The sequence below is a fragment of the Adonisia turfae CCMR0081 genome, from assembly GCF_011009555.1.
GTDB lineage: Bacteria > Cyanobacteriota > Cyanobacteriia > Phormidesmidales > Phormidesmidaceae > Leptothoe > Leptothoe turfae.
On record NZ_QXHD01000003.1, the window covers coordinates 436107 to 457648 of the forward strand.

The window sequence follows — 21542 nt, forward strand, 5'->3', positions numbered from 1 at the left end:
GAATGCGGGAACCTCTATTTAATCCCATGAACATTCGTAGGGGCGTTGTATACAACGCCCCTACGAATTATTTGTGGTTGTGGTGTTGTGCCATTTGCCTGGTATTGGTTTTTGCCTGTACCAGTTTTGCCCAGTCTGAGGGTAAAGTTCCTGTGGCCAATGGTGCTGGCGGTGCGGTGGCCTCAGTCGATGAAGCTGCCAGTCGCATTGGCATTGAGGTGCTACGCCAGGGGGGGAATGCGGTGGATGCGGCTGTGGCAACCGCTGCTGCCCTGGGGGTAACTGAGCCCTTTTCCGCTGGTATCGGTGGCGGTGGCTTTATGGTGATTTACCTCCATGACCAGGACCGGGTGATTACCCTGGATGGTCGTGAGGAAGCTCCAGCGGCAGTAACCGCTGATTTGTTCCGCGATCCAGAAAGTCCCACAGGGGAAAATTTACCGTTTTTCCCAAATCGCATAAGTAGCGGTCTGGCCGTCGGTGTGCCAGGGACGCCACTCAATTGGCAAACGGCGCTGTCTCGCTATGGCACCCTATCCCTGGCAGATGCGTTGGCTCCAGCGATTGAGCTAGCGGAGTCTGGCTTTACCGTGGATGAAACATTTGTTCAGCAAGTAGTCCGTAACCAGGAACGATTTGAGGCATTTACCTCTACGCAGCAGTTATATTTGCCAAACGGCGAACCGCCAGCCGTTGGTTCACGGTTTCAGAACTCGGACATGGCCAAGGCCTATCGCTTGCTGGTAAACCAGGGCGTTAATAGCTTTTACCGAGGTGACATTGCCCAGGCGATTGTGGAGACCGTACAGTCACCACCGACCGTCAATGAGCCTCCATTTACTGTGTACCCTGGGGCGATGGATCTAGGCGATCTAGACCGCTACGAGGTGCGGGTAAGACCGCCCGTGGTTAGTGACTATCGCGGCTATCAGTTTTATGGCATGGGGTTACCTAGTAGCGGTGGGATCACGGTAGCTCAAACGCTTAAACTGCTGGAGTCTAGCGATCTGGGCAGCTTAGATCGCAGTCAGGCACTGCATCGGGTGATCGAGGCGGAAAGGCTGGCATTTTGCGATCGCAACGCCTACCTTGGCGATCCTGAGTACGTAGATGTTCCCGTAGCCGGGTTGCTCAATGCCAATTACATTGCCAGTCGCCAGCTTCCGGACAGGGCTGCTGAACCCTGTACCACACCTGGTAATCCGCTACCCTATCAAACCGACCCTAGCCCCAGTCTCACCCAAGCACCTAAGGTAGCAGTTACCAATGGCCAAGAAGGGCTATCGACAACCCACTTAGTGACTGCCGATCGGTTTGGCAATGTTGTTTCTTATACCCTAACCATTGAATCTACCGGTGGGTCTGGGATTGTCGTCCCTGGCTATGGGTTTATCCTCAACAATGAACTCACAGATTTTGACACGACTGTGCCCCACCCCAATGCGCCAGAACCGGGTAAACGACCTCGCAGCAGTATGTCCCCCACCATTGCCTTTGCTCCGGATGGTCGAATTTTGGCCTTTGGGAGTCCCGGTGGTTCCACTATCATTACCACTGTCGTTGGCATCGCTACTAATTTAATTGATTTTGATTTATCCTTGCCTGAAGCCATTGGCGCTCCACGCTTCTCCCAACGCAATGGCAGTACCACCAACGTTGATCAAGGTGCAACTGCTAATGTGAACTTACTTGAACAGTTAGGCCATCAGTTTCGGACGGTGGAGGAAATTGGGGCGGCTACTGGTGTAGAGGTATCGCCTGATGGCACTGCGATGCAGGCTGTTGCGGAACCCAGGCGACGCGGAGGTGGTTCCGCCATGGTTGTGAATTAAACTTTGGAATGGGTTACCCTATGGAATGCCGAATACATAAGATGCCGGATACATAGCAGTCCTCAATCATTGGCGATGACAAGTGTATCGGCTGATAGTTGTCTATCCGATGTGGGCACCAAAGCCATGTAGACAGTTAGATAACTGCATCTTGTCGGGGCATCGTATCCATTTCGACACGTTATGGTGGTTTATTGGGGATACTAAAACGGCCTAGGGGCGTCAGGGGTATCAGATAGAAAGCAAAAATTAAACGTAACAGGGACGCGATCTGCTAACAGTGCTCCAAGAGTTTGACATATCAATTACAGCCGTCGGTGATAACCGCTACCTGGTGCGCACAGAGCAAGTTGCGCCAGGTGTCCCCTTGGCGCAAGAACAGTTTCACTGGCCCATTGATAGCTGGCTAGCAGAGGCATCTAACCTGATGCATGATCCGTTGCTAGGGATCCTCAAGGGCGAGTCGAGCCAGCGCTGGGCATTTCGTTCAAATGTACATTCTTCTTCAGACGGTGACGATGATTCGTCTGGCAGTCAGCCACCAACCCTCGTTAGTCTAGGTCAGGCTCTTTATAACAGCGTCTTTGATAAAGCCTTACGCGATAGCTGGTTGACAGCCCAAGGGATTGCCCAACATCGCCGTTCTCCCCTGCGGCTGCGCCTTGGTTTAAAGGGGGAAAAGCTGCAAAAGCTCCCTTGGGAAGTCTTACATGCAGGCGATCGGCCCCTGGGGACTGGTACCGATGTCACATTTTCTCGTTACCATCTAGGCCGACGCCAGGGATATGACCGTCCGGTGGCAACGGTGCCTGATTTTGATCAGCCTCTGCGCGTCCTGATGGTGATTGCTGCACCCAACGATCAGGATCGTTTAGAACTGGCCCGTGAAGCTAATCACCTAAAAAATGAGCTGCATCCCTTATCAATGCGTTCTGGAGATGACTATAACTTGCTGCCAAAACAGCAACTGGACGTGCAGCTGACAGTCTTAGAACAGCCTGACCGCAGTGAACTGACCCAGGCGTTAGAACATGGTCGATACCAGGTGTTGCACTATGCCGGCCATAGTAATTTAGGCAATGCTGGTGGCGATCTTTATCTTGTCAGCCGCCAGACAGGACTCACCGAACGCATCAGCGGTGAAGACCTAGCAGGGCTGCTTTCCAACAATGGTGTGAAACTAGCCGTTCTCAACTCCTGTCGGGGAGCCTATTCCCAGGGCCAAGGTTCTGAGTTGGGTTGGCATGAGCAAAACCTGGCCAATGCCCTGGTCAATCGTGGCATTCCTGGGGTGATTGCTATGGCCGAGCGCATTCCTGACGATGTGGCCATTACGTTTACCCGCTTGCTCTATCGCAACTTAAAGCAAGGCAATCCCATCGATTTATGTCTTAACCGTACTCGCCAGGGGCTGATCTCGGCCCACGACTCCAACTATAGCTATTGGGCACTGCCAATTTTATATATGCAGCCTGGGTTTGATGGCTATCTTGCCAGTAAACCTGGTAACCACAACAGTGCCCTTGATAAGTTGTTGAGTGAGTCTGAGACTGCTTTAGCGGCATTGGAAGAACACCCCCCTAAGGCGGTTGATGCTGCTATTGTTGTGCCAAAACGCTCAGCGACAGATCCTGATGCTCTAGAGAATATAGATTTAGACAGCGTCGTTGAAACGGTAGAACTTGAGGAAATCCTTGATTACAACGAAGAAGACGTTTCGACAATGACGGAACTGGTAGAGCAGCTGTCTCAAGCGTCAACGTCTGATGAAGTGCCACTAGCGGAGGTCGATGAATCACTGCTGCCCGAAACCCTAGAAACGCCAGGGTTAGATCTCCATGATCAACTACCCCAAAAGCCAGACTCGCCCCCCCTCGCTGAGTCAGATGATGGGGCTAGCATCTATGACCATGGCGACGATGGTACAACTTATGGGGCGAAACTTCCCGAAGACAATGTGCCTCAGTTGGTTGAGCGTAGTGTTAAAGATCAAGCTTCAGGACGGCGCAAACGTCAGCTTGCCATTGGTATTGGTGCTTTAGCCGCTACTATTGCCGTTGCTGGTGTGGGTATTAACGATCCCTTTAAGTGGTTTGAGCCGCCATCCTCTCAACCCACCACGACACCCCCTTCATCTGAGTTGCTGGCAATTAGTGGCATCGCCAGTGGTAACCCTGAAAGTGCGGTCATGGCCATTAATGAGATGGCAGCGGTGGGTGACCAAGATAAGGCTCTCAATCAACTGCTGGCTTTAGGCCAGATTGAAGATCCTGCCTTGTTGTTTTCCAAAGGACAACTACAGTGGGCGTTAATGAATCAAAACCCCTCTATTGATAATTCCATCGGGCCTGCAGAAGCAGCAAGGTCATGGAAAGATGCTTTGGACGCACAGCCTGACTGGCTAGATGCTCAGGTTGCCTTGGGGTTTGCTTACTATGAAAGTGGTTTTTGGGAAGATGCGATCGCAACCTGGAAAAATGCCCTAGGTTCAGGGCAAGACTATGACATTCCCATTGTCACCCTGGGGCAGATTCCTCAAGATGTCGATCTTCAAAATGCGCCTACTAAGCTGCATGCACAAATTGGTTTGGCCATGGCTTACTATCAACAGTCCAAGCAGGGATTAACAGATGATGATAGCTTGCCATTGTTAGCCACTGCTGCTAGCCATTGGCAAGATGTGATTGAGTCGGCTAGTGACGAAGATGTCACCAACCATCTATCATTCCACTGGCTATGGTCTCAAAAAGCGTTACAAGATTGGCAAGAAGCCCGACAAAAAATTGCCAGCTACATCAGTCAGGCAAATTAAACATTTCGACCGTTCAAACTGGTCTTTAGATTTGAATTAATAAGTAGACAGTATTGGGCAAATAACTTGGCAACCTAAAGGCGTCTGCTGATACTTTCACAAATGCCTTTAGGCTGCATAGAACAAATTATTTTGTTAGAAAATTTTGACATTAAGTCAGTAAGTGATGTCAAAAATTAAACAATGTTGTTTGGTTGTTTTTTCCCTTGCAAGTAAAGGATTTTTGAAGGCTGGATTAGTTAAGTTTTCCATGCTGACGATATTCTTTTTCCCAACACCGCTCTAAATGTTGGATCTTATGTTGTTGCCAAAACTTGAATGGACTAAAGAATGTTTTGTGATCAGAGCTAAAAACCGGTTGTTGGAGGTAAGGCCAAAGGGGGAATTTCATTATTGAGCGACTCAGCAAAACAAACGAGAACAGTAGCTGAAGACCAGATAAGGATCAGATACAGATAAACAACAGTATTTGAAATAACACACCACCTATATGACCTAAGTCTATTGATTAGACAATGACTTGACCACTCAAAATACTGTTTGTAAACCTATATCTAAACTGATAACTTCGAGGTTTCTTACTATCTTTACTATCTATAATCTTCGACTGGAAGCCTTTCTCCTTCAGTATAAACACCTCAGTTTTTAGCAACTAGGCTTGTTCCAAACTTGGAAAAATACTTCACTCAGCTTAAAGAAAAAAAATAGTGAAATCTAATAGGTAGCACCCTAGGCGATCATCATAATCGCGTTAATACATATACATGATAGGTAGATAGATATAGCCCCTAGAAAGATCCCTCAGAGCAATCCCTTAGCAGAATCTAAACACTCAATCCTAGGAGCATTTAAAGATACGAAAAACTGCCGTTGCTGATTTAGGGATAAATCAATCTGTAAAACTTGCCGATAGCCTAAATTTGACAGATTAAAATCACCGCCAGGGACAACACACCGTCGAAAAAATTAATGGAGCTGACGGGAGTCGAACCCGTGTCCGCCCTGAGTAATAACACGCCACTCATTCACAGGCTTAGCCTATCTAACCCTCTAGGCGGGAACCGTTCATTATCCCGAACGGTGGGATGCTCTAGTAAAGGTCTTTGTTAGGTTACTCACTAGAGAAATCAACCTAACGCATCCGTTGGGGTTAAGCTTACCATCCTTAACGGAGTCAAATGATAAGCGCTCGAACCTGAAAGAGGTGTTTAAGCGGCAGCTACAGCTACTTGCTTACGAGCAAAAGGTACGATGTTGTTTGCATCTGTATTTAGTTGAGTCTTGATTTTCGAGAGTGGACTCACTCTCGGCCTGTATCACAACGCGACTTTCGTCAAAACGTCGAAACCGTTACAGCCCCCTGATGACAACCTCAGTTAAAAAATTAACGTTTGGTAGCTTAAGAGCACCTCTAATTTTAGCTCGGAATTTCTACTTTGGCGACCGTTAGTTAACAAACATTCCAAAGCTTTAGCGGCAGTTGACGAATAGAGATTTATGGGATTGATTAGCTTTAATAAACTAAAGCGGCTGTTTTTTAACTTATAATTATTTAGTATTTAGATATTTGCACCACTAGAGCTTTACAATGCCCTGATGCCTCATGGGTTTTTGCTCAGTGACTTGCAGGGTATTCATTGGTGGTATCAAGGTCTGGCGTTCAGTTTTGAGAATGCCTAGATCGTTAGCCAAATGAGTTCCACAGGAATACTTTAACTAGTAGAAGGGGTTATAGGGTTATGAGCAGCGACGCACCGGAAACCACTGGTACAACGACTCAAAAATCTAGTTCTTCGAGTAGGACCCAAAAGAAGACTACATCTGCTGCTGCCAAGAGCGGCGGCATAGTTAAGGCTGAAAAGCCTGACATTATTGTGCTAGAAGATAATACTCGCGTTGTTGAGACAAACACATTGCCTAACAATCGCCCCATCACCGTTAGTGATGTGAAGGTAGTGCATAATCTTTCTTCAGCAGGTGTTCGTCCAGTAATGGAGGATAACTTTGAGGTTGCTAGCACGGATCATCTACCTGGTCATCGTCCTGTGGCGGTGAGTACTTTGGTGGTTTCTGACCTAGATACTCTGCCTGGTCATCGTCCCATTGCGTCTAATGATATTGACGAAGATACCTCCGTATTGATGGGCTATTTGGATTAATAGAATTTATACGGTGTAGGGAGCGTTCCATGGAACGCCCCCTACATTATTGATTATTTGGTTGAGGGATGACTTATGGGGTCATCCCTCTTTGTGTTTAATGGGATTGAACTAGTCCAGATTGTGGCCGGTCAGCTCAACGAAGATATCTTCTAAGTTGGAGGGGCGGGTCATCATGCCCGTCTTATCAGGCTGTTGGTCCAAATAGCGATTGGCGTCTTGGAGGGTGGGGAAAAAGGTATAGTTCCAACGGTCGTCAGTTTGTTTGATAACGATGCCTTCGCCGTGGTTAGAGCGTAGCTCCGCCAACGTGCCCATTTCGATCAGCTGCCCCTGGTCCATAATGCCGATGCGATCGCACAGATACTCAACCTCTTCCATATAATGTGTGGTTAGTAGCATCGTCACCCCCTGCTGCTTGTTCAGGTCGAGGATAATTTCCCATAGACGGCGACGAGTTTGTGGATCTAGGCCCACTGTAGGCTCATCTAGGAAGAGAATTTTGGGCTTATGTAATAGGGCGCGGGCAATTTGTAAGCGTCGTTTCATGCCGCCTGATAGGGTTTTTACCTTATCATCACGGCGTTCAGATAGTTCCACATAGGCCAGCCATTGATCAATATCGCGCTGCCGTCGTGGGTTGGGTAAATGGTGCATTCTGCCGTGGAATTCCATATTTTCCCAGACAGACAGATCCCCATCAACGCTAGTTTGCTGTAGTACCACGCCAATTTGACGACGCACCTCGGCTTTCTGCCGTTGCACATCATAGCCAGAGACAACAATGTCTCCCTGGGTGGCCCGAGTCAGGGTGGTCACCATGCGAATTGTGGTGGACTTACCTGCACCATTAGGTCCAAGCAGACCAAAGATTTCACCCGGTTGAATCGTCAGTGATAGATCATTGACCACACAGGTGTTGTTATAGACTTTGTGAACGTTACGCAGGCAAACAGCCGCCACCATGGGATGTTTTAGAAGAAATTAAGGTATGGATACAGTTGTAGAACATTGACCCCCATGAGAGCAAAGATCAGCAATCAAGTTTTATTTATCTATCAGGACGATGTGCCCCCCTACAAAAAGAAAGGATCCGTCGTCCGCAATAGCTATTTTTGGGCCCTCAAGTCCATTGCTGATCGCGCTGGCTTTAGTCACGACTGGGAGTTCGATGAAACAGTGTGGATTGCCCTGGCCCGTATGCTGATGTCATTTACGGAGTCAGGCTACCTAGGATATCGGGAGACGATCTTGGAGTTTCATCCCGATGATCAAATTCCCCCTGAGCTGAAGGCCGTGGCGACTTGGGCAGAATTGGAGGAGGAAGAATAAGTTTGAAGTTTGAGTTGGTGACCTTTATCTTCGGTCTTTCGGCAAAAGCATAGATACTTCAGAACTCAGAACTCAAAATTCAGAACTCAGACTTCCGACAAAAAAAGGACAAGCCAAAGCTTGCCCTATAGTTCTCTGACTGTACAAAAAAAGACTGATACTGGAGATATCATCTTTTAATGACCTGTTTAATCTCAGGTTTACATCAAGCCCAACTGGGATAGGATGCCCTGACCAGTCATTAGCTCAGTAGCTAGACCAATGACAAAACCTAGCATAGCCAAGCGACCATTCCAGTTTTCAGCGATCTGAGTAAAACCAAACTTTGCGTTCTCTTCAGTCATGATTCCAAGTCCTTCAAGCGAAACGTTAAGGTGGGTTACACCTTGTAACTAAATGTTAAACACTATTTTTTGAATCGGCAATGGGTGTTTGAAAAAACTTGGATAATACTTAAGTCAAGGGTTAGAGATGTTTGTTATGAACCATTGATTCGGTTCAATGGTCGGTTATCCGTTGGCGGCCACAAGAACGATTATGAGAATCAGGATTGCGATCGCGATCACTAGTGCCACTTTCCATGTTGCTATAGGACGATCGCCCATCACGTTGCCTGTTTGGGCATTGATCAACACCTGATAGGTTTTCCCCCCATAGCGATAGCTGGCCATCCACACGGGTAGCAAAATGTGTTTAAACGTTTCTTGAGAGTAGTCCGTCGATACTGAATGAATGCGTTGTTCATCGCCACCAATATCAGAGCGGATATCACTGCGGATAGGCTCTGTCATGATCGCCTTAGCGAGCTCAAACCCTTCTTTTACTGGAATTGCATACCGCTGTGCCTTAAAGCCTGCCAGGTACTCAGCGCTGTAGGGCTTGAGTTGGGATACTGCCAGGGTGGGCCATAGTTTCCGCAGTTTTTTGTCGCTAATGGCTTTAGTGGCTGGCACCAACACATCATCAAAAAATCTAGACACACGCCCTGAGGCTGAATACCAGCGGGTATGTTGAACTTGGCGAGTTTTAGTTTCTGACTCACCGTCAGCGTTGGTCGTCGTATAAGTCTCGGTTTCGTAGTAATGCTCGCCCCGTTCACCCCGATAGCGGCTGTTTGTTTGGGCATCATAGGTCCAAAACGGTAGATAAACGCCGGTTAACGCTTTATTTTGAGCTAGCTCCTTGAGCTTTCCAGGCAAGAATATGGCCTTCAGGTCTTTCCAATCCCAACGAAACGCTAGCCAGTCTCGTAGGTTTTTTAGGGCCACCTTGCGTCCCACGGTAAAGGGCACCAAACCCGATGGAGCCAGGGTGGGATCAGCCGCATGACTCTTCTGGGTAACAATGCTGGTGGCACAGAAGGGACATTTCCCCGCCACATCAGGTGGTTCAAAGGTAATGGTGGCTCGGCAGCCCGGACAATTAACTTCCTGGGCTGTGGTTGCTAACTGGGCAATGTGCGTGCGGTTTGTTTCAATGAATGCCGCTAAGTCATGTTCTTGTAATGTGGCACTGAGCTTCGTAGCCGTTACCTCTGGCATCGCTTCGGCGCGACCGCAGTAGGGACATTGAAGTTGCCCAAGATTGGGGTCAAAAGCCATGTCTGCCTTGCAGCCAGGGCATTTATATTGGTTAACGGAGGTTGTGGGCTCCATTGGGAAGTGGCGAATAGGGAGTAGGGAATTGGGAAAACGCTTTCGTGAAGTTATCTAGTAAGAAATTTGCTAACAAATTCTCCTCCTGGGAGAGTGCAGGGGGGTGTGCTCAGCCGTTATTGCTCAATGTCGATCACGTGTCGATCCAAGCTATTCCTTGGAAGCAATGTTCGCTTCATGGAGAGAATTTTTTGCCTGTTAAGAATCTGTAAGGGTCCCAGGAGAGGGCTTATGGGGTGAGGCTAAGCCCCCGGTGGCGGTGGTGGCACACTGCTCAACAATGCTTGTAACTCAGGTACCGTATTGGCCATTTGCCAGCCAGCCATGCCCTGTTTCCACACATTGGACTGAGCCGTTAATCCATTGGCCAGTAGCTGGTCTTGGGCATAAGGACCAAAATTTTGACCGTCTCGGGTGATATACCAAACAGCGGTTGGCATGGGTGGCGGTGGTGCAGCGGGGGCCGGTGGTGCAGCGGGGGCCGGTGCAGTTGGTGCAGCTGTAGCTCTTGGATTCATGGCATTGGCAATCTGCTGACCCATGGCGATGCCGACACCGAGGTCAAGGCCAGGGCTAGCTCCAGCCGGATTTTTAGCCGATTGCTCGATGGCATTAGCGGCCTGGTATTGGGTATATTGCTGCATGTTGCCCAAAATACCGATGGAGGCGCGCTTATCAAGGGCAGCTTCGACTTCGGGGGGGAGTGAAATATTCTCGATGAGTAACTGGCGTAACTCTAAGCCAAACTGCTCCATATTGGGCTGCATAGCTGCGCGCACTTGTTCGCCCATGGCCTGATAGTTGGCGGCCAGGTCAAATAACGGTGTTTGATCCTGACCGACCCAACTAGCAAAGGCTGACACGATCATGTTGCGTAAATGATCGCTGATTTCGTCAGTTTGGAAGAGGCCATCGGTGCTGATCAGCTGCTCTAGCAATGTGCGAGCATTATTGACCCGCATCGTATAGGTACCATAGGCTCTCAGACGCACTGGCCCCAACTCGGGATCACGGATAGTAATGGGATTAGCTGTACCCCATTTTAGGTTGGTAAAAATCTTGCTATTAAAAAAATAAACCTCAGCTTTAAATGGAGAGTTAAAGCCGTATTTCCAGCCCATCAGTGTCGTTAGGACGGGCATATTCTGGGTTTCTAGGCGGTAGCGGCCCGGCTCATAGATATCGGCGACCTGGCCTTCGCCCACTAGAATCGCAACTTGACCGGGACGGACTATCAGCTGCGCCCCCATTTTGATTTCATTCTGAAACCGTTCAAAGCGATAGGCAATAGTGTCTTGCGATGGATCGAGCCATTCGATAATGTCAATAAACTCGGCCCGAACTTTCTCAAATAAGCCCACTGTGCGCTCTCCGTAGCGAAGATGTATCTGTTCTATAAGAGTTACCCCAGCTTTCCCGGTAGCTTGGGTAATTTTGTTTAACTGTTATAGAAATCAATACACCTTCATTTGTTCCGGTTCCGTAAGTCACCAGAGCAGTGGGTTTTGAGGGCAGTTTTGAGGGCAGGCTATGGGATCGAGAATAAAGTTCACATCTGGATCCCATAGCCTGATTTCTATCTACGTGCTTTAAGCCCCCTTTTGTTCAACGCCGAAACCTACTAAGCCCAATGTTTCCAGGGGTTGACCTGTCGGTGGTCGCAGGTAGTTGAGAATGCGTCGAATCCGAGTTTGGGGATTGATTAGGGTAATGGAGTCGACTGAAACCACCCGAGTGTAATTGGTGGTCATCAACAGTTCGTTTGTGTTGGTGTCGAACCGAAAGTGGGAGATGATAGGACGGGCTTCTTCATAGGCGCGATCGCGAAGATAGTCGCCCTCTAAAATATGACCAGTTTCCGTGTGGGTGACAAAGAGCAAATTCAGACTTTGAGAAACCTTTTCGCCTTTTTCCGACACCGTATTAAAAGCAAGGCGAAAGCCCGGTAACGCATCTAGATCCTTAACGTCACTGTAGGCATTGTCAGACAGCACCTTAGTCTTAATCTCTGACGTGATTGGCGATACTTGAAAGTCAGTGTGGGAACGCTCTACTTCGTTTTGAGTGAGATAGTGATAAGTACGCTCTGTGGACCAACTACCAACACAGTGGTCAAAAAATGTATGAAAAACTGAGCGAAGCTCCATGGGGTTGCTCTTAAGAGGATTTTATCTTTTCATAATAAATGGCAAAGTCGAATCAATGCTTAGCCTGAGAGAATCCTTATGCTTGGTAGTCTGGATGTTCTCTGGATGTCATACGTCATCTGACCAGAAAACTGAGCCATGGGTATGTGACTTGTCTCTGTTGTCCGTGCTGACGCCTCTTCGTTAGAGAATTCAGCTACTAATCCCTGCTTATATGTCTCACCCAACCGATATTTGTACCTTGCTCAAGTGGATGGCTGCTGATTTTAGTAACCAGGCCCAAGCAATTGAAAATCCTCCCTTTTTTGCCCATATTCGGGTGTGTATGCGCCCGTTGCCATCAAACTTTTTGTCAGGGAATTGCTTGTATCTTGAGCAAGCATACGACTTCATGTTGGGGCAACCTTACCGGGTGCGAGTGCTGCGTTTCCTACCGCAGGACGATCACATTTTGCTTGAAAATTATTCCTTCAAAGATCAGGAGGCTGTTATCGGGGCAGGGCGAGACCTGGTGAAATTGGCTACATTAACGGCGGACCAGCTTGAAAAAATGACAGGTTGTGACATGACTGTACGCTGGACCGGCCATAGCTTTATTGGTAAAGTCGTGCCAGGCAAAAATTGCATAGTCGTCCGCCAGGGCAAGACTAGCTATCTAGATAATGAATTTGAGATTACTGACGATAAGCTCATCAGCTACGATCGAGGTCGTGACCCAGAGACCGATGAGTTACTGTGGGGCTCCATTGCCGGACCCTTTGAATTTGAGAAACGCCAGCGATTTGCTAATGAAGTAGTGGTTTAGGAAGAGGTCGCCCTACTTCACTGTAGTGGGTTGTTTAGCCAAGATAAATTCCAGAAAAGCGTAGGTTGTAGCCGTGTCAAATCGATAGGTTTTGCCTTCATAGTCCACAATGTATTCACCCTCAATTTCACCACAGGCCGTACAGGTAAATGCTTTGGAGGACAGAGCATCCACGCTGAGATCGCGAATACGTTTGGTGAGCCATTGGTTGAACTGGCTAAAGACCGGGGATTCTAGGCTAGCTTGACGCTGGGCTGCATTGTCCATGATAGATGTTCTTTGAGAGGGCACTGTCATTATGACTGGTGAAGCCTACCCAGTATCGATTTAATGCATTGCATCGACAAAGTCAGCATGTTGATCACGGGGGATAGGCCAGTCTTCGTTTTCACCGCCGATGTAGACGCGTTTGATCGCGATATAGTCTTTGTTGAACTGCTTTAGCGTATTGATCAACACATCCACGGCAATGGCATCCGTGGTGCCAAGATCAAACCAGCAGCGAGCCCAGGTGCCTTCGAATTGGACTTCAGACATATTGTGCATAACCGACATTAGGCTGTTTTCAGCACCATCGTTGTCGTAGTCCATGTAGCTGATTTCGTGGCCACCATCTTGAACTTGCAAGTTTTCAGCATTAAAGCCACCTAATTTGCCCAGGAAAAACCATGAGTCAAAAATTTCTTCGATATACTGTTGTTCCATGGCGGAGGGAACATTGTCGAGCTCTAGCCAAATCCACAAATTGAAGAAGTCGCACTCGCGAAAGCGAATTTCCATAGCGTCAGTTTCATGATTCTAGGTATATAGAATAGCAAGCTCTTTGAACCTCTACGTTTTTCCTAAATCCCTGCGAGGGGGAAACATTGGCTATAGTGTGAGATGGCCTTTCTTGTTGCCCTAATGCTCACCCTTGATAATGTTTCCTACCATCCGGCGGCTAGTGTAGCGCCTATTCTGAAGCATATTTCATTTACTCTAGAACCCCAAAAAATGGGGCTGATCGTGGGGCCAAGTGGTTCGGGAAAGAGCACGTTATTGGAAATTTTAGCGGGATTGGTGTCTCCGTCTAAGGGCACGCTGCATTGGCGCAATCAGGAACTTCAGCCGGAAACACTGCAACAGTTGGCCGGTTTAGTGTTTCAGTTTCCAGAGCGTCATTTTTGTGGGCACACCATCCTGGAAGAGTTGCGCATTGGTCATCCTGAACTCGGGTCTGAACCCGTTGCCAAGACCCTGGATTCAGTCGGTCTTGGTGAAATTGGGTTGCAGACTGCGCCCCATGCCCTCAGCGGTGGTCAGCAGCGTCGTTTGGCTTTAGCTGTACAGCTGATTCGACAGCCCTATTTGCTGTTGCTGGATGAGCCAACGGCTGGGCTGGATTGGTCGATGAAACAGCAACTCATTGGCTTACTGGCAGAGCTCAAAAAAAACTGGAGTTTGCTGGTGGTGTCCCACGATGCTAGTGATTTAGCCCATTTGGCAGATTACTGCTGGTCATTGCACAATGGAGAGCTGGTTAATCAGCCATTAGAGGCGGCTCCAGTTGCGTGAGTCGTTGGGTTGGGTAAACCCAATAAATTAGGGGAATCAGGGGAATCAGGGGAATCTAGGAATGACGGAAACCGTAGCCACATTACCCGGCAACGATAAGATATGGCAGGAAACATTGCAGTGGCAGCCCTCTGAGGCACAGCAGGCCTTGTTTGATCAGTTATATCGAGGCGTTGTTGAGGGTAATCGTCAGGTGAACCTGACGCGAATTACTGAGCCGGACGAGTTTTGGGAAAAACACTTGTGGGATTCCCTCAGCGCTTTGGCCCCGTGGTATGAGCCTGAAAAGCCGGACTGGTTGCCGACCGTAAAGCGGATAATTGACATTGGTACGGGGGGCGGATTTCCTGGAGTGCCGGTTGCGATCGCACGTCCCCGATGGCAAGTCACCCTTCTAGACTCCACCCGCAAAAAAATTGCCTTCCTGCAAACTTTGTGTGAGCAACTGGGGTTAACTAATACAGCCTTTTTGACCGAGCGAGCAGAAACGGTGGGACGGGATCCGCATCATCGTGCCCAGTACGATTTGGCAATGGTGCGAGCAGTTGGTCCAGCCTCTACCTGTGCAGAATATGCGTTGCCGCTGCTCAAAAAAAGTGGGTTTGCCGTCCTATTTCGTGGTCAGTGGACTGCCGAAGAAGAGGAACTATTCATGGGAGCTTTGGACACCCTTGGTGGTGAGCTAGTAGCCATTTGTCCATGGGAAACACCGCTTACCCAAGGGCTGAGGCATTGCCTGTATATAAAAAAGGTTGAAAAGACCGATAAAGACTTTCCAAGACAGGTAGGAATGCCTGCAAAACAGCCGCTATAGGCCTTCAATCTGTCCACCCTATAGCTCTCTCTCCAGTATGACTAGGTAAAGACAGGTTCAGGGCAACATGCCCACTGCCTATCTACTTACCAATTGCTTTGACCACAAGAATGCCGCCAAAGTACAAAAATAGAACCGCTCCGGCTAATAGGCTTTGAGTAATGGGGTCAGTTGAGGGGGTCAGAACCGCCCCAAGCACTACGGCCCCCAACAAAACAGCACGCCAACCCTTGAGCATAGTTGCAGAGTTGACAATTCCTAAGACTCCCAACATGAATTGGATTACGGGTATCTGGAAAGCTAAGCCAGTACTAAAGAGCAACAGCAGCACAAACTCAAAGTAACGGTCGATGGACCACAGCTGTTCAACAACGCCCTCGCCGTAGTTAATAAAGAAGTTTAGAGCGGCAGGAATTAGAGCAATGTAGGCAAAAAAGATGCCGACGACAAAAAGAACGCTAGAGCCTAGAACGATAGGACCTACCAGCCGCCGTTCTCGCCGGGTCAGTCCAGGTAGGACAAATAGGGCAATTTGATAAAGGATAAAGGGACTAGCAACTAAAATGCCGCTGTAGCCAGCTACCTTAATGGAGACAAAGAAGTACTCACCGGGGGAAAGCTGTAGAAATTTAGCTCCCTGGGCGGGAATCTCTAGAAGTTCGACAATGCGGTTAACAACACAAAAACAGCCGATAACACCGATCAAAACACTGATCAACGAATAAAAAATGCGCATCCGCAGCTCTTCGAGGTGGTCGAAGAGGGACATTTCTACCTCGTCAGGCATTTCGTCGAGGTGGTCAATCTGCTCAGTGGGCTCTACCGTCTCTAGGTTGGACGTCATGGGCTACAGTGCCAGTACTTTATGTAGATTGTTTTCTATTGTATCGCTGTGCTTGTACTGCGTCTGTGGGAATCCCCCGTGGAAGCTAACCGACAGAGGGTTGCTACGTTATTCTGCTGCGACCTCAAAGGTTAAGAACTCTGCGCCCCCCGGATTCCCAGCGGGTTTGGGCTCGCTACCGTTGGCAGAGATGAGGGCTGCACCAGCATTGCCGACATTCATCGTAATGGATGTTTGGCCTTCCCACGTTTCGCTAGTGCCAGGATCCATCAGTCCTTCAAAAGCAAGTTCGCCATCAACCACAATGCTCATCCAAGAAGGGCCTGCTTCAGTGATTTCTACCTGGAGATTAACTGGGGCATCACTCGTTGCAGGTTCGGGATCTGGCTCGGAGTCTGGCACAGCTTCAATTTCGGGAGCGGTCTGGGCGATAATTTCTGGCTCAGTGGTGGTTGTTTCAGCTGTTTCCGGCTGTTGGTTAGAACCACCGCCAATGATTCTGGGTCCAATGAGTGCGATCGCACCCACTAGCACCGCCGCACCGATCCCCAAGGGCAACCAGTTAACGCCAGAAGACGTAGTATCGTTGACCAGACTAGACGCTATGGGCTCAGCAGGCTCAACCGGCATAGCGCCCACTGATGCAAGCTCTTCTGGTGCAGAGGGAGATGGTGGAGGGGCTGCTTTCGATAGAGATGGATCTGTCTCTTCTGGAGTTGGAGTAAATGGAGAACTTTGCAGCGGTTTAGAGTCTTGAGCTTGAGTCGCAATTCCATCGCCTAGGGTATTGTGCTTGAGCCCCAATGATGCTAGCTCGCTGTCATCCATGGGACCGGGATCTAAGGGGCCGGGATCTAAGGTGAAATCCTTAGGGGGACTGGTGACAGGAGGGGGACTGGTGACAGGCTGAGCAGGGGCAATTTCCTCGGCAGTGGCTTGTGCAGACGTCGCTTTTTCTGGCACCCCAAAACTTCCCATCACAGGAGTGGGCTCACTCTTAATCGGTAGAGCGCCTATCTCTGGGCTAGGCTCTTTGGCTGCTGGAATTGGTGGCTTTTGGTCGATGTTCTGATAAGACATATCGACCTGGGCCGCTGGCCGAGGGACGGGCCGAGGGGTATTAGGGATGGAGTGAACTGGAAACTGCTTAGAAAAATTAGTTCCGTCTAACCCTAAGGCATCTGCATAACGACGGATAAAGCCTTGAACAAAAATTGGCTGAGGTAAATCGGAGGTATCACCGGTTTCTACGGCTTTGAGCAATTGAGCACGGATGTAAGTCTGTAGGGAGATATCTTCCAAGGATTTTCCCTGCTCCTGGCGCTTTTCTTGCAGGTAAGCGCCAAGTTGACTCAGTTGCTGCTTTTGAACGGTGCTATAGCTAGTCACGTTACTCTGCTAATTGTGATGAACGATGAGAGCCGATGCCTCAAATGAAGTGGACTATCCTAGGCCACAAGAGCCAGGCAGATTAACTGCACTAGCTAGGGTGCATTGTATCGGTGCAAGTACGAATGGGCTATAAAAATTGCGCATTTACACTAATGCATGATCCCAAGCGTTGGTTATCTAGGTGTCTGTCCCTATTTATCTGACCTATTGTATGGTCAACCGTTCGAATCGCATAGGGTTGTCAATACGAATGTAGTCTGGATGAATGGAATCTAGACAAATGTAGTCTGGACTACGGCGTAGCCTGTTGAGCAGTGTGCTGCGCCATTTGACGACTAATAGCCGGATTATACAGTCTTAAATAGTTCCAGTAGCCGCCAAACACAGCTTCCACGTAGCCTTTGGTTTCAGGAAATGGAATGTTGTCCACAAAGACATCGGGGTCGCCATATCCTCTGGCAATCCAGTCGGCCACAGCGCCAGGGCCAGCGTTATAGCTAGCCACAGCAAACATTGAATTATCGCTATATTCCCGATGGGTGTAGTCCAGGTACCAGGTGCCTAGTTTGATATTTTCACTAGGGGTTTTGAGTTGGGTATCCAGGTCGCTGTTATTTTCGCCGATTTGACTGACAATCCAATCAGCGGTGCTGGGGAGCACCTGCATCAGGCCAATGGCCCCGGCGACGGATTCGATGTTGGTCTCAAATCTAGATTCTTGGCGCATCAGGGCGGTGACCAGTAACGGGTTCAGCTGACGCTGCTGGGACCAGGCTTGAATCAGGTCAGAAAACGGAAAGGGGTAAACCGTTTGCCAGTAGTTGGATGTATTCCTGAGCTGCTGATACTCGGTCTGTTCATCGGCCTGATTACGCCAGGCCAGACTGGTTAGCATAAAGATACCGTCGAGGTTGTCGCCCACCCCCACCCGCATAACGCCGTCGGTGAACTGTTCTGCCACCGTTGGGTCCTGGACGTTTTCAAATTCAGTTTGCCAGAGGCTCCAGGCGGCGGCATCTTGCCCCAGGCGGTATAGCAGTTGCAATGTTTCTGAGCCGGCAGGCAGGGGCTCTCGTTGTTGGGGCAGGCTGACTTCAGGGTTTAATGAACGGACGCTGTTAAAATCCCCCACATCCCAACCCAGCATGACGGCTGAACGCCAGGCAAAATAGGATTCTGGATATTGGGCTAGGGTGCGTTTATAGGCCTGTCGGGCCTGGTTATCTTGTCCTAATTTTTGAGCCCATTTCCCAGACCAGAAGCTGGCTTCAGCAGCCAGTTCACTTTGGGGGTTAGCCGTAATCAACTCTTCCGCCAGCTGACGGGCCGTGGCTGAGTCATTGGCTTTGGCGGCCTTATGGGCACGGCTGAGGCGTAATTCGGCAGCAGTTTCTGAGTCGCTGTACTGGCTGAGCACTGATGTGCGGGCGTCTTTGGCAGACGTAGGGCTATTCAGCTGGTCTAGAATGTTGGCTTTTTTGAGTAGTGCTTCGCCGGCTCGATCTGGGAAGGCTTTCATGGCCTGATCCAGCGGGGCAAGGGCTGCTTTATCGGGCAGAGAGTCTGCGAGCTTGATGAGTCCAAGACCGGTTTCAGGGGCATTGGGAAAGGTTTTGGCAAGCTTTTGATAGTTGGCGATCGCAACCACCCGTTTCTGAGCAATCTGAGCCCCCCGAGCTGCCCGATATAAGCTGGTAGGTGATGCAGGCGCTTTAGCATAGGCTTCTGAAGCCTTGGCATATTGCAGATTTTCCCAATAGCCAAACCCTACGGTTTGCCATTGTTCAGGTGTTAGTTCCTGGCCATATTCCTGTGTGAGTCGGTCAAGGCTGGCCTCATACTCCTCACGGTAGAGACCATGGGCTGCCACCAGCAGTAGCAAATCCTTGGACGTACCAGTTTTTAGCTTCTTTAGCGCTACCTCGACGGCTCGTGGGTGACTGGGGTGCTTTTCTAGCAATGCTTCCCACTCATTGGGATCCTGTTTACCCAGCTCATAGCGAGCCTCAGCCGTAGCACTGTGGGTGTCATAGTTACCCAAAAGCTCATTCCAACTAGTGGGCGACTCCCCTGTCAATAGCTGCGCCTGTCCTCGTTTTAGCAGCACGTAGGGAGTCAGGGCAGACTGCTTATTTTTTTCCAGCTCTCCCAGGGTAGATAGTGCTTCAGCCGCCTGCCCTTGATTCAATAAATCCGTTGCCAGCAGATAGGTAGCCAGATAGGCATCACCATCTATCCCAGAGTCAATCACCTGCTGCAACATATCACGGCGCGTTTCCGCTGGCTGCAATGCCAGTTGAAACGTTTTGGCTGAGGCTGCCTGTTGCAGCTGGGCAGATTCTGTCGCTGGCTCAGTCGGCAACAATCGTTTCGTCGCCTGCCCAAAAAATACAATTAGGGCTAAACTTGCTAGACTAACTCCCCCCAACAGCAACAGGGGTAATCGCTCTTTTCCAAAATCTATGAGACGTTTTCCCATGGTGGATCAGCTCAATCAAAGGTACAGAAGACAGTCTAGAGAGTTCTTTGTAGCCAGGAACGGGAGTTTCTGGTAGAAGATACCCAAGGTTTTAAGGGGATACGGTTTAGAAAGTGCAAGGATGCGCTACCGTGCTCTCAAAGTGAACGAATATCGCCCCAAAATGTTCTATCTAAAAAACTATGAACATGATAGAGAGCCATATATGATATTCAGTCAATAAACACGCCGAAATCATTAGATACTAAGACGGGAATTAGCACTGAGATGGGAATGAAGTTTGTAGCATCAGATAAGTCTTGTTTAACGTGGTCAGGCGATTGCCTTGTTGTCGGTTTATCTGAAGAGTCATTGCCCCTGACAGGGCTGCTATCTGAGTTAAATGAGAGAGTATCTGGGCTGCTTCAAGAGCTCATCGACGAAACAGACTTTAAAGCAAAGGCCGGTAGTTCTGCTGTGATCCGCGTCGGTAATGACGTGCGTAAATTGGCCATTGTTGGTTTAGGTGCTTCTGAAGATCTAAAGCTAGAAAGTCTACGTCGTGCTGCCGCTACTGCTGCCAAGTTAGCTAAGCGTGAAAAGTGTGCATCCCTTGGTATTAGTTTCCCCATTTGGAACAACAGTCCGGAGCGAACGACCCAGACGATTGCTGAAGGTGTGACGTTGGCAATGCATGAGGATAAGCGGTTTAAGTCGGATACCGACGCTCCAAAGGTAGTGCTGAGCGATATTGCATTGCTAGATTTGGTAGGTTACGAAGCTGCTTTGGAGACAGCTGCCCATGTATGTGACGGTGTGATCCTTGCCCGTGAGCTAGTGGCTGCTCCTCCTAATGTAGTGACCCCGACTAGTATGGCCGAGACTGCTGCTGACATTGCTAAGGAGCATGGTTTGACGCTCAAGGTGTTAGAGCAGGCTGAGTGTGAAGATCTGGGTATGGGCGCTTACCTGGGGGTAGCCATGGCGTCGGAGATGCCGCCCAAGTTTATTCACTTAACCTATACCCCCGAAGGCACACCCAAGCGAAAATTAGCACTGATCGGCAAGGGGCTGACCTTTGACTCCGGTGGTCTAAATATTAAGGCTGGTGCAGGCAGCATGATCGAGTTGATGAAAATGGATATGGGTGGTGCTGCCGCAGTATTAGGTGCTGCTAAAGCCATTGCCCAAATCAAACCTGATGTAGAAGTGCACTTTATTAGCGCCGCTACTGAGAATATGATCAGCGGTCATGCGCTGCATCCAGGCGATATTTTGACGGCGTCTAATGGCAAAACCATTGAGGTGAATAACACGGATGCTGAGGGTCGTCTGACCCTGGCTGATGCCCTGGTCTATGCCGATAAGTTAGGTTTAGATGCCATGGTCGACCTGGCCACTTTGACGGGTGCTTGCATTGTGGCCCTGGGTAATGACCTGGCCGGTTTATTTAGTCCGGATGATGAACTCGCTGGAGCATTGGCTAACGCTTCTGAAGAAGCGGGTGAAAAACTCTGGCGCATGCCCATGGAAGAGAAATATTTTGATGGGCTTAAGTCAATTGTGGCGGATATGAAAAATACTGGCCCTCGCCCCGGTGGTTCTATTACCGCAGCTCTGTTCCTTAAGCAGTTTGTCAAGGATACGGCATGGGCCCATTTGGATATTGCTGGCCCTGTATGGAGTGAAAAAGATAATGCGTACAATAACCCTGGTGCAACAGGGTACGGTGTACGCA

Annotated in this window: 18 protein-coding genes and 1 other RNA gene; 8 read left to right on the plus strand and 11 right to left on the minus strand. The window is 49.2% G+C overall.

Annotated elements, in window-relative coordinates:
• Positions 1 to 26 precede the first annotated feature (26 nt).
• Together ggt and DXZ20_RS02565 are read left to right on the plus strand one after the other, a co-directional pair.
• Positions 27 to 1832 carry a gamma-glutamyltransferase gene (gene ggt, locus DXZ20_RS02560; protein ID WP_250565569.1) on the plus strand — a complete coding sequence of 602 codons (1806 nt, stop codon included), beginning with the start codon at positions 27 to 29 and terminating at the stop codon, positions 1830 to 1832.
• A gap of 280 nt (positions 1833 to 2112) precedes the next feature.
• Positions 2113 to 4644 carry a CHAT domain-containing protein gene (locus DXZ20_RS02565; protein ID WP_163696245.1) on the plus strand — a complete coding sequence of 844 codons (2532 nt, stop codon included), beginning with the start codon at positions 2113 to 2115 and terminating at the stop codon, positions 4642 to 4644.
• Between the two features lie 967 nt (positions 4645 to 5611).
• On the opposite strand, the gene ssrA is transcribed toward DXZ20_RS02565, so the two are convergent.
• Positions 5612 to 6004, minus strand: a transfer-messenger RNA (tmRNA) gene (gene ssrA / locus DXZ20_RS02570).
• Positions 6005 to 6383: 379 nt separating this feature from the next.
• Here ssrA and DXZ20_RS02575 point away from each other — a divergent pair.
• The gene (locus tag DXZ20_RS02575) at positions 6384 to 6803 is read left to right on the plus strand and encodes a hypothetical protein (protein ID WP_163670647.1); all 420 of its coding nucleotides are present in this window, start codon (positions 6384 to 6386) and stop codon (positions 6801 to 6803) included.
• Between the two features lie 111 nt (positions 6804 to 6914).
• On the opposite strand, the gene DXZ20_RS02580 is transcribed toward DXZ20_RS02575, so the two are convergent.
• Complete coding sequence (locus tag DXZ20_RS02580) at positions 6915 to 7769, minus strand: ABC transporter ATP-binding protein (protein WP_250565191.1); 855 nt, start codon at positions 7767 to 7769, stop codon at positions 6915 to 6917.
• 54 nt (positions 7770 to 7823) lie between these two features.
• On the opposite strand from DXZ20_RS02580, the gene DXZ20_RS02585 reads away from it, so the two are divergent.
• Entirely contained in the window at positions 7824 to 8135 is a 312-nt protein-coding gene (locus DXZ20_RS02585) for a hypothetical protein (protein ID WP_163670645.1), read from the plus strand.
• Positions 8136 to 8335: 200 nt separating this feature from the next.
• Here the strand turns inward: DXZ20_RS02585 and DXZ20_RS02590 are convergent, their stop codons facing one another.
• From DXZ20_RS02590 to DXZ20_RS02605, 4 genes are all read right to left on the minus strand, one after another.
• Positions 8336 to 8479 (minus strand): chlorophyll a/b-binding protein, encoded by a 144-nt coding sequence (locus DXZ20_RS02590; RefSeq protein ID WP_163670643.1) that lies wholly within the window; start codon positions 8477 to 8479, stop codon positions 8336 to 8338.
• 165 nt (positions 8480 to 8644) lie between these two features.
• Entirely contained in the window at positions 8645 to 9790 is a 1146-nt protein-coding gene (locus tag DXZ20_RS02595; RefSeq protein WP_163696247.1) for a TFIIB-type zinc ribbon-containing protein, read from the minus strand.
• Between the two features lie 242 nt (positions 9791 to 10032).
• Positions 10033 to 11151, minus strand: a complete 1119-nt coding sequence (locus DXZ20_RS02600; RefSeq protein ID WP_163696249.1) for an SPFH domain-containing protein — start codon at positions 11149 to 11151, stop codon at positions 10033 to 10035.
• 228 nt (positions 11152 to 11379) lie between these two features.
• Positions 11380 to 11937, minus strand: coding sequence for a phycobiliprotein lyase (locus DXZ20_RS02605; protein ID WP_163670637.1), 558 nt, complete (start codon positions 11935 to 11937; stop codon positions 11380 to 11382).
• A gap of 214 nt (positions 11938 to 12151) precedes the next feature.
• Here DXZ20_RS02605 and DXZ20_RS02610 point away from each other — a divergent pair, with 214 nt between their 5' ends.
• The gene (locus DXZ20_RS02610) at positions 12152 to 12742 is read left to right on the plus strand and encodes a chromophore lyase CpcT/CpeT (RefSeq protein ID WP_163670635.1); all 591 of its coding nucleotides are present in this window, start codon (positions 12152 to 12154) and stop codon (positions 12740 to 12742) included.
• Positions 12743 to 12754: 12 nt separating this feature from the next.
• Here DXZ20_RS02610 and DXZ20_RS02615 read toward each other — a convergent pair whose 3' ends face one another.
• Together DXZ20_RS02615 and DXZ20_RS02620 are read right to left on the minus strand one after the other, a co-directional pair.
• The gene (locus DXZ20_RS02615; protein ID WP_250565570.1) at positions 12755 to 13039 is read right to left on the minus strand and encodes a hypothetical protein; all 285 of its coding nucleotides are present in this window, start codon (positions 13037 to 13039) and stop codon (positions 12755 to 12757) included.
• A 30-nt stretch (positions 13040 to 13069) separates the two neighbouring features.
• Complete coding sequence (locus DXZ20_RS02620) at positions 13070 to 13522, minus strand: DUF3531 family protein (protein ID WP_163696253.1); 453 nt, start codon at positions 13520 to 13522, stop codon at positions 13070 to 13072.
• A 123-nt stretch (positions 13523 to 13645) separates the two neighbouring features.
• Between DXZ20_RS02620 and DXZ20_RS02625 the strand changes: the two genes are divergently transcribed.
• Together DXZ20_RS02625 and rsmG are read left to right on the plus strand one after the other, a co-directional pair.
• Positions 13646 to 14296, plus strand: a complete 651-nt coding sequence (locus tag DXZ20_RS02625; protein ID WP_163671857.1) for an ABC transporter ATP-binding protein — start codon at positions 13646 to 13648, stop codon at positions 14294 to 14296.
• Between the two features lie 61 nt (positions 14297 to 14357).
• Positions 14358 to 15110, plus strand: a complete 753-nt coding sequence (rsmG, locus tag DXZ20_RS02630) for a 16S rRNA (guanine(527)-N(7))-methyltransferase RsmG (protein ID WP_163670632.1) — start codon at positions 14358 to 14360, stop codon at positions 15108 to 15110.
• An 82-nt stretch (positions 15111 to 15192) separates the two neighbouring features.
• On the opposite strand, the gene tatC is transcribed toward rsmG, so the two are convergent.
• From tatC to DXZ20_RS02645, 3 genes are all read right to left on the minus strand, one after another.
• The gene (tatC, locus tag DXZ20_RS02635) at positions 15193 to 15954 is read right to left on the minus strand and encodes a twin-arginine translocase subunit TatC (RefSeq protein ID WP_163670630.1); all 762 of its coding nucleotides are present in this window, start codon (positions 15952 to 15954) and stop codon (positions 15193 to 15195) included.
• Positions 15955 to 16062: 108 nt separating this feature from the next.
• A complete protein-coding gene (locus DXZ20_RS02640; RefSeq protein ID WP_163696254.1) occupies positions 16063 to 17343 on the minus strand; it encodes a RodZ domain-containing protein in 1281 nt (426 codons plus the stop codon).
• A gap of 295 nt (positions 17344 to 17638) precedes the next feature.
• Positions 17639 to 19825, minus strand: a complete 2187-nt coding sequence (locus DXZ20_RS02645) for a lytic transglycosylase domain-containing protein (RefSeq protein ID WP_163696257.1) — start codon at positions 19823 to 19825, stop codon at positions 17639 to 17641.
• 273 nt (positions 19826 to 20098) lie between these two features.
• Between DXZ20_RS02645 and DXZ20_RS02650 the strand changes: the two genes are divergently transcribed.
• Positions 20099 to 21542, plus strand: a 1444-nt coding sequence (locus DXZ20_RS02650) for a leucyl aminopeptidase (RefSeq protein ID WP_250565571.1), incomplete at its 3' end; no start/stop codon positions are given.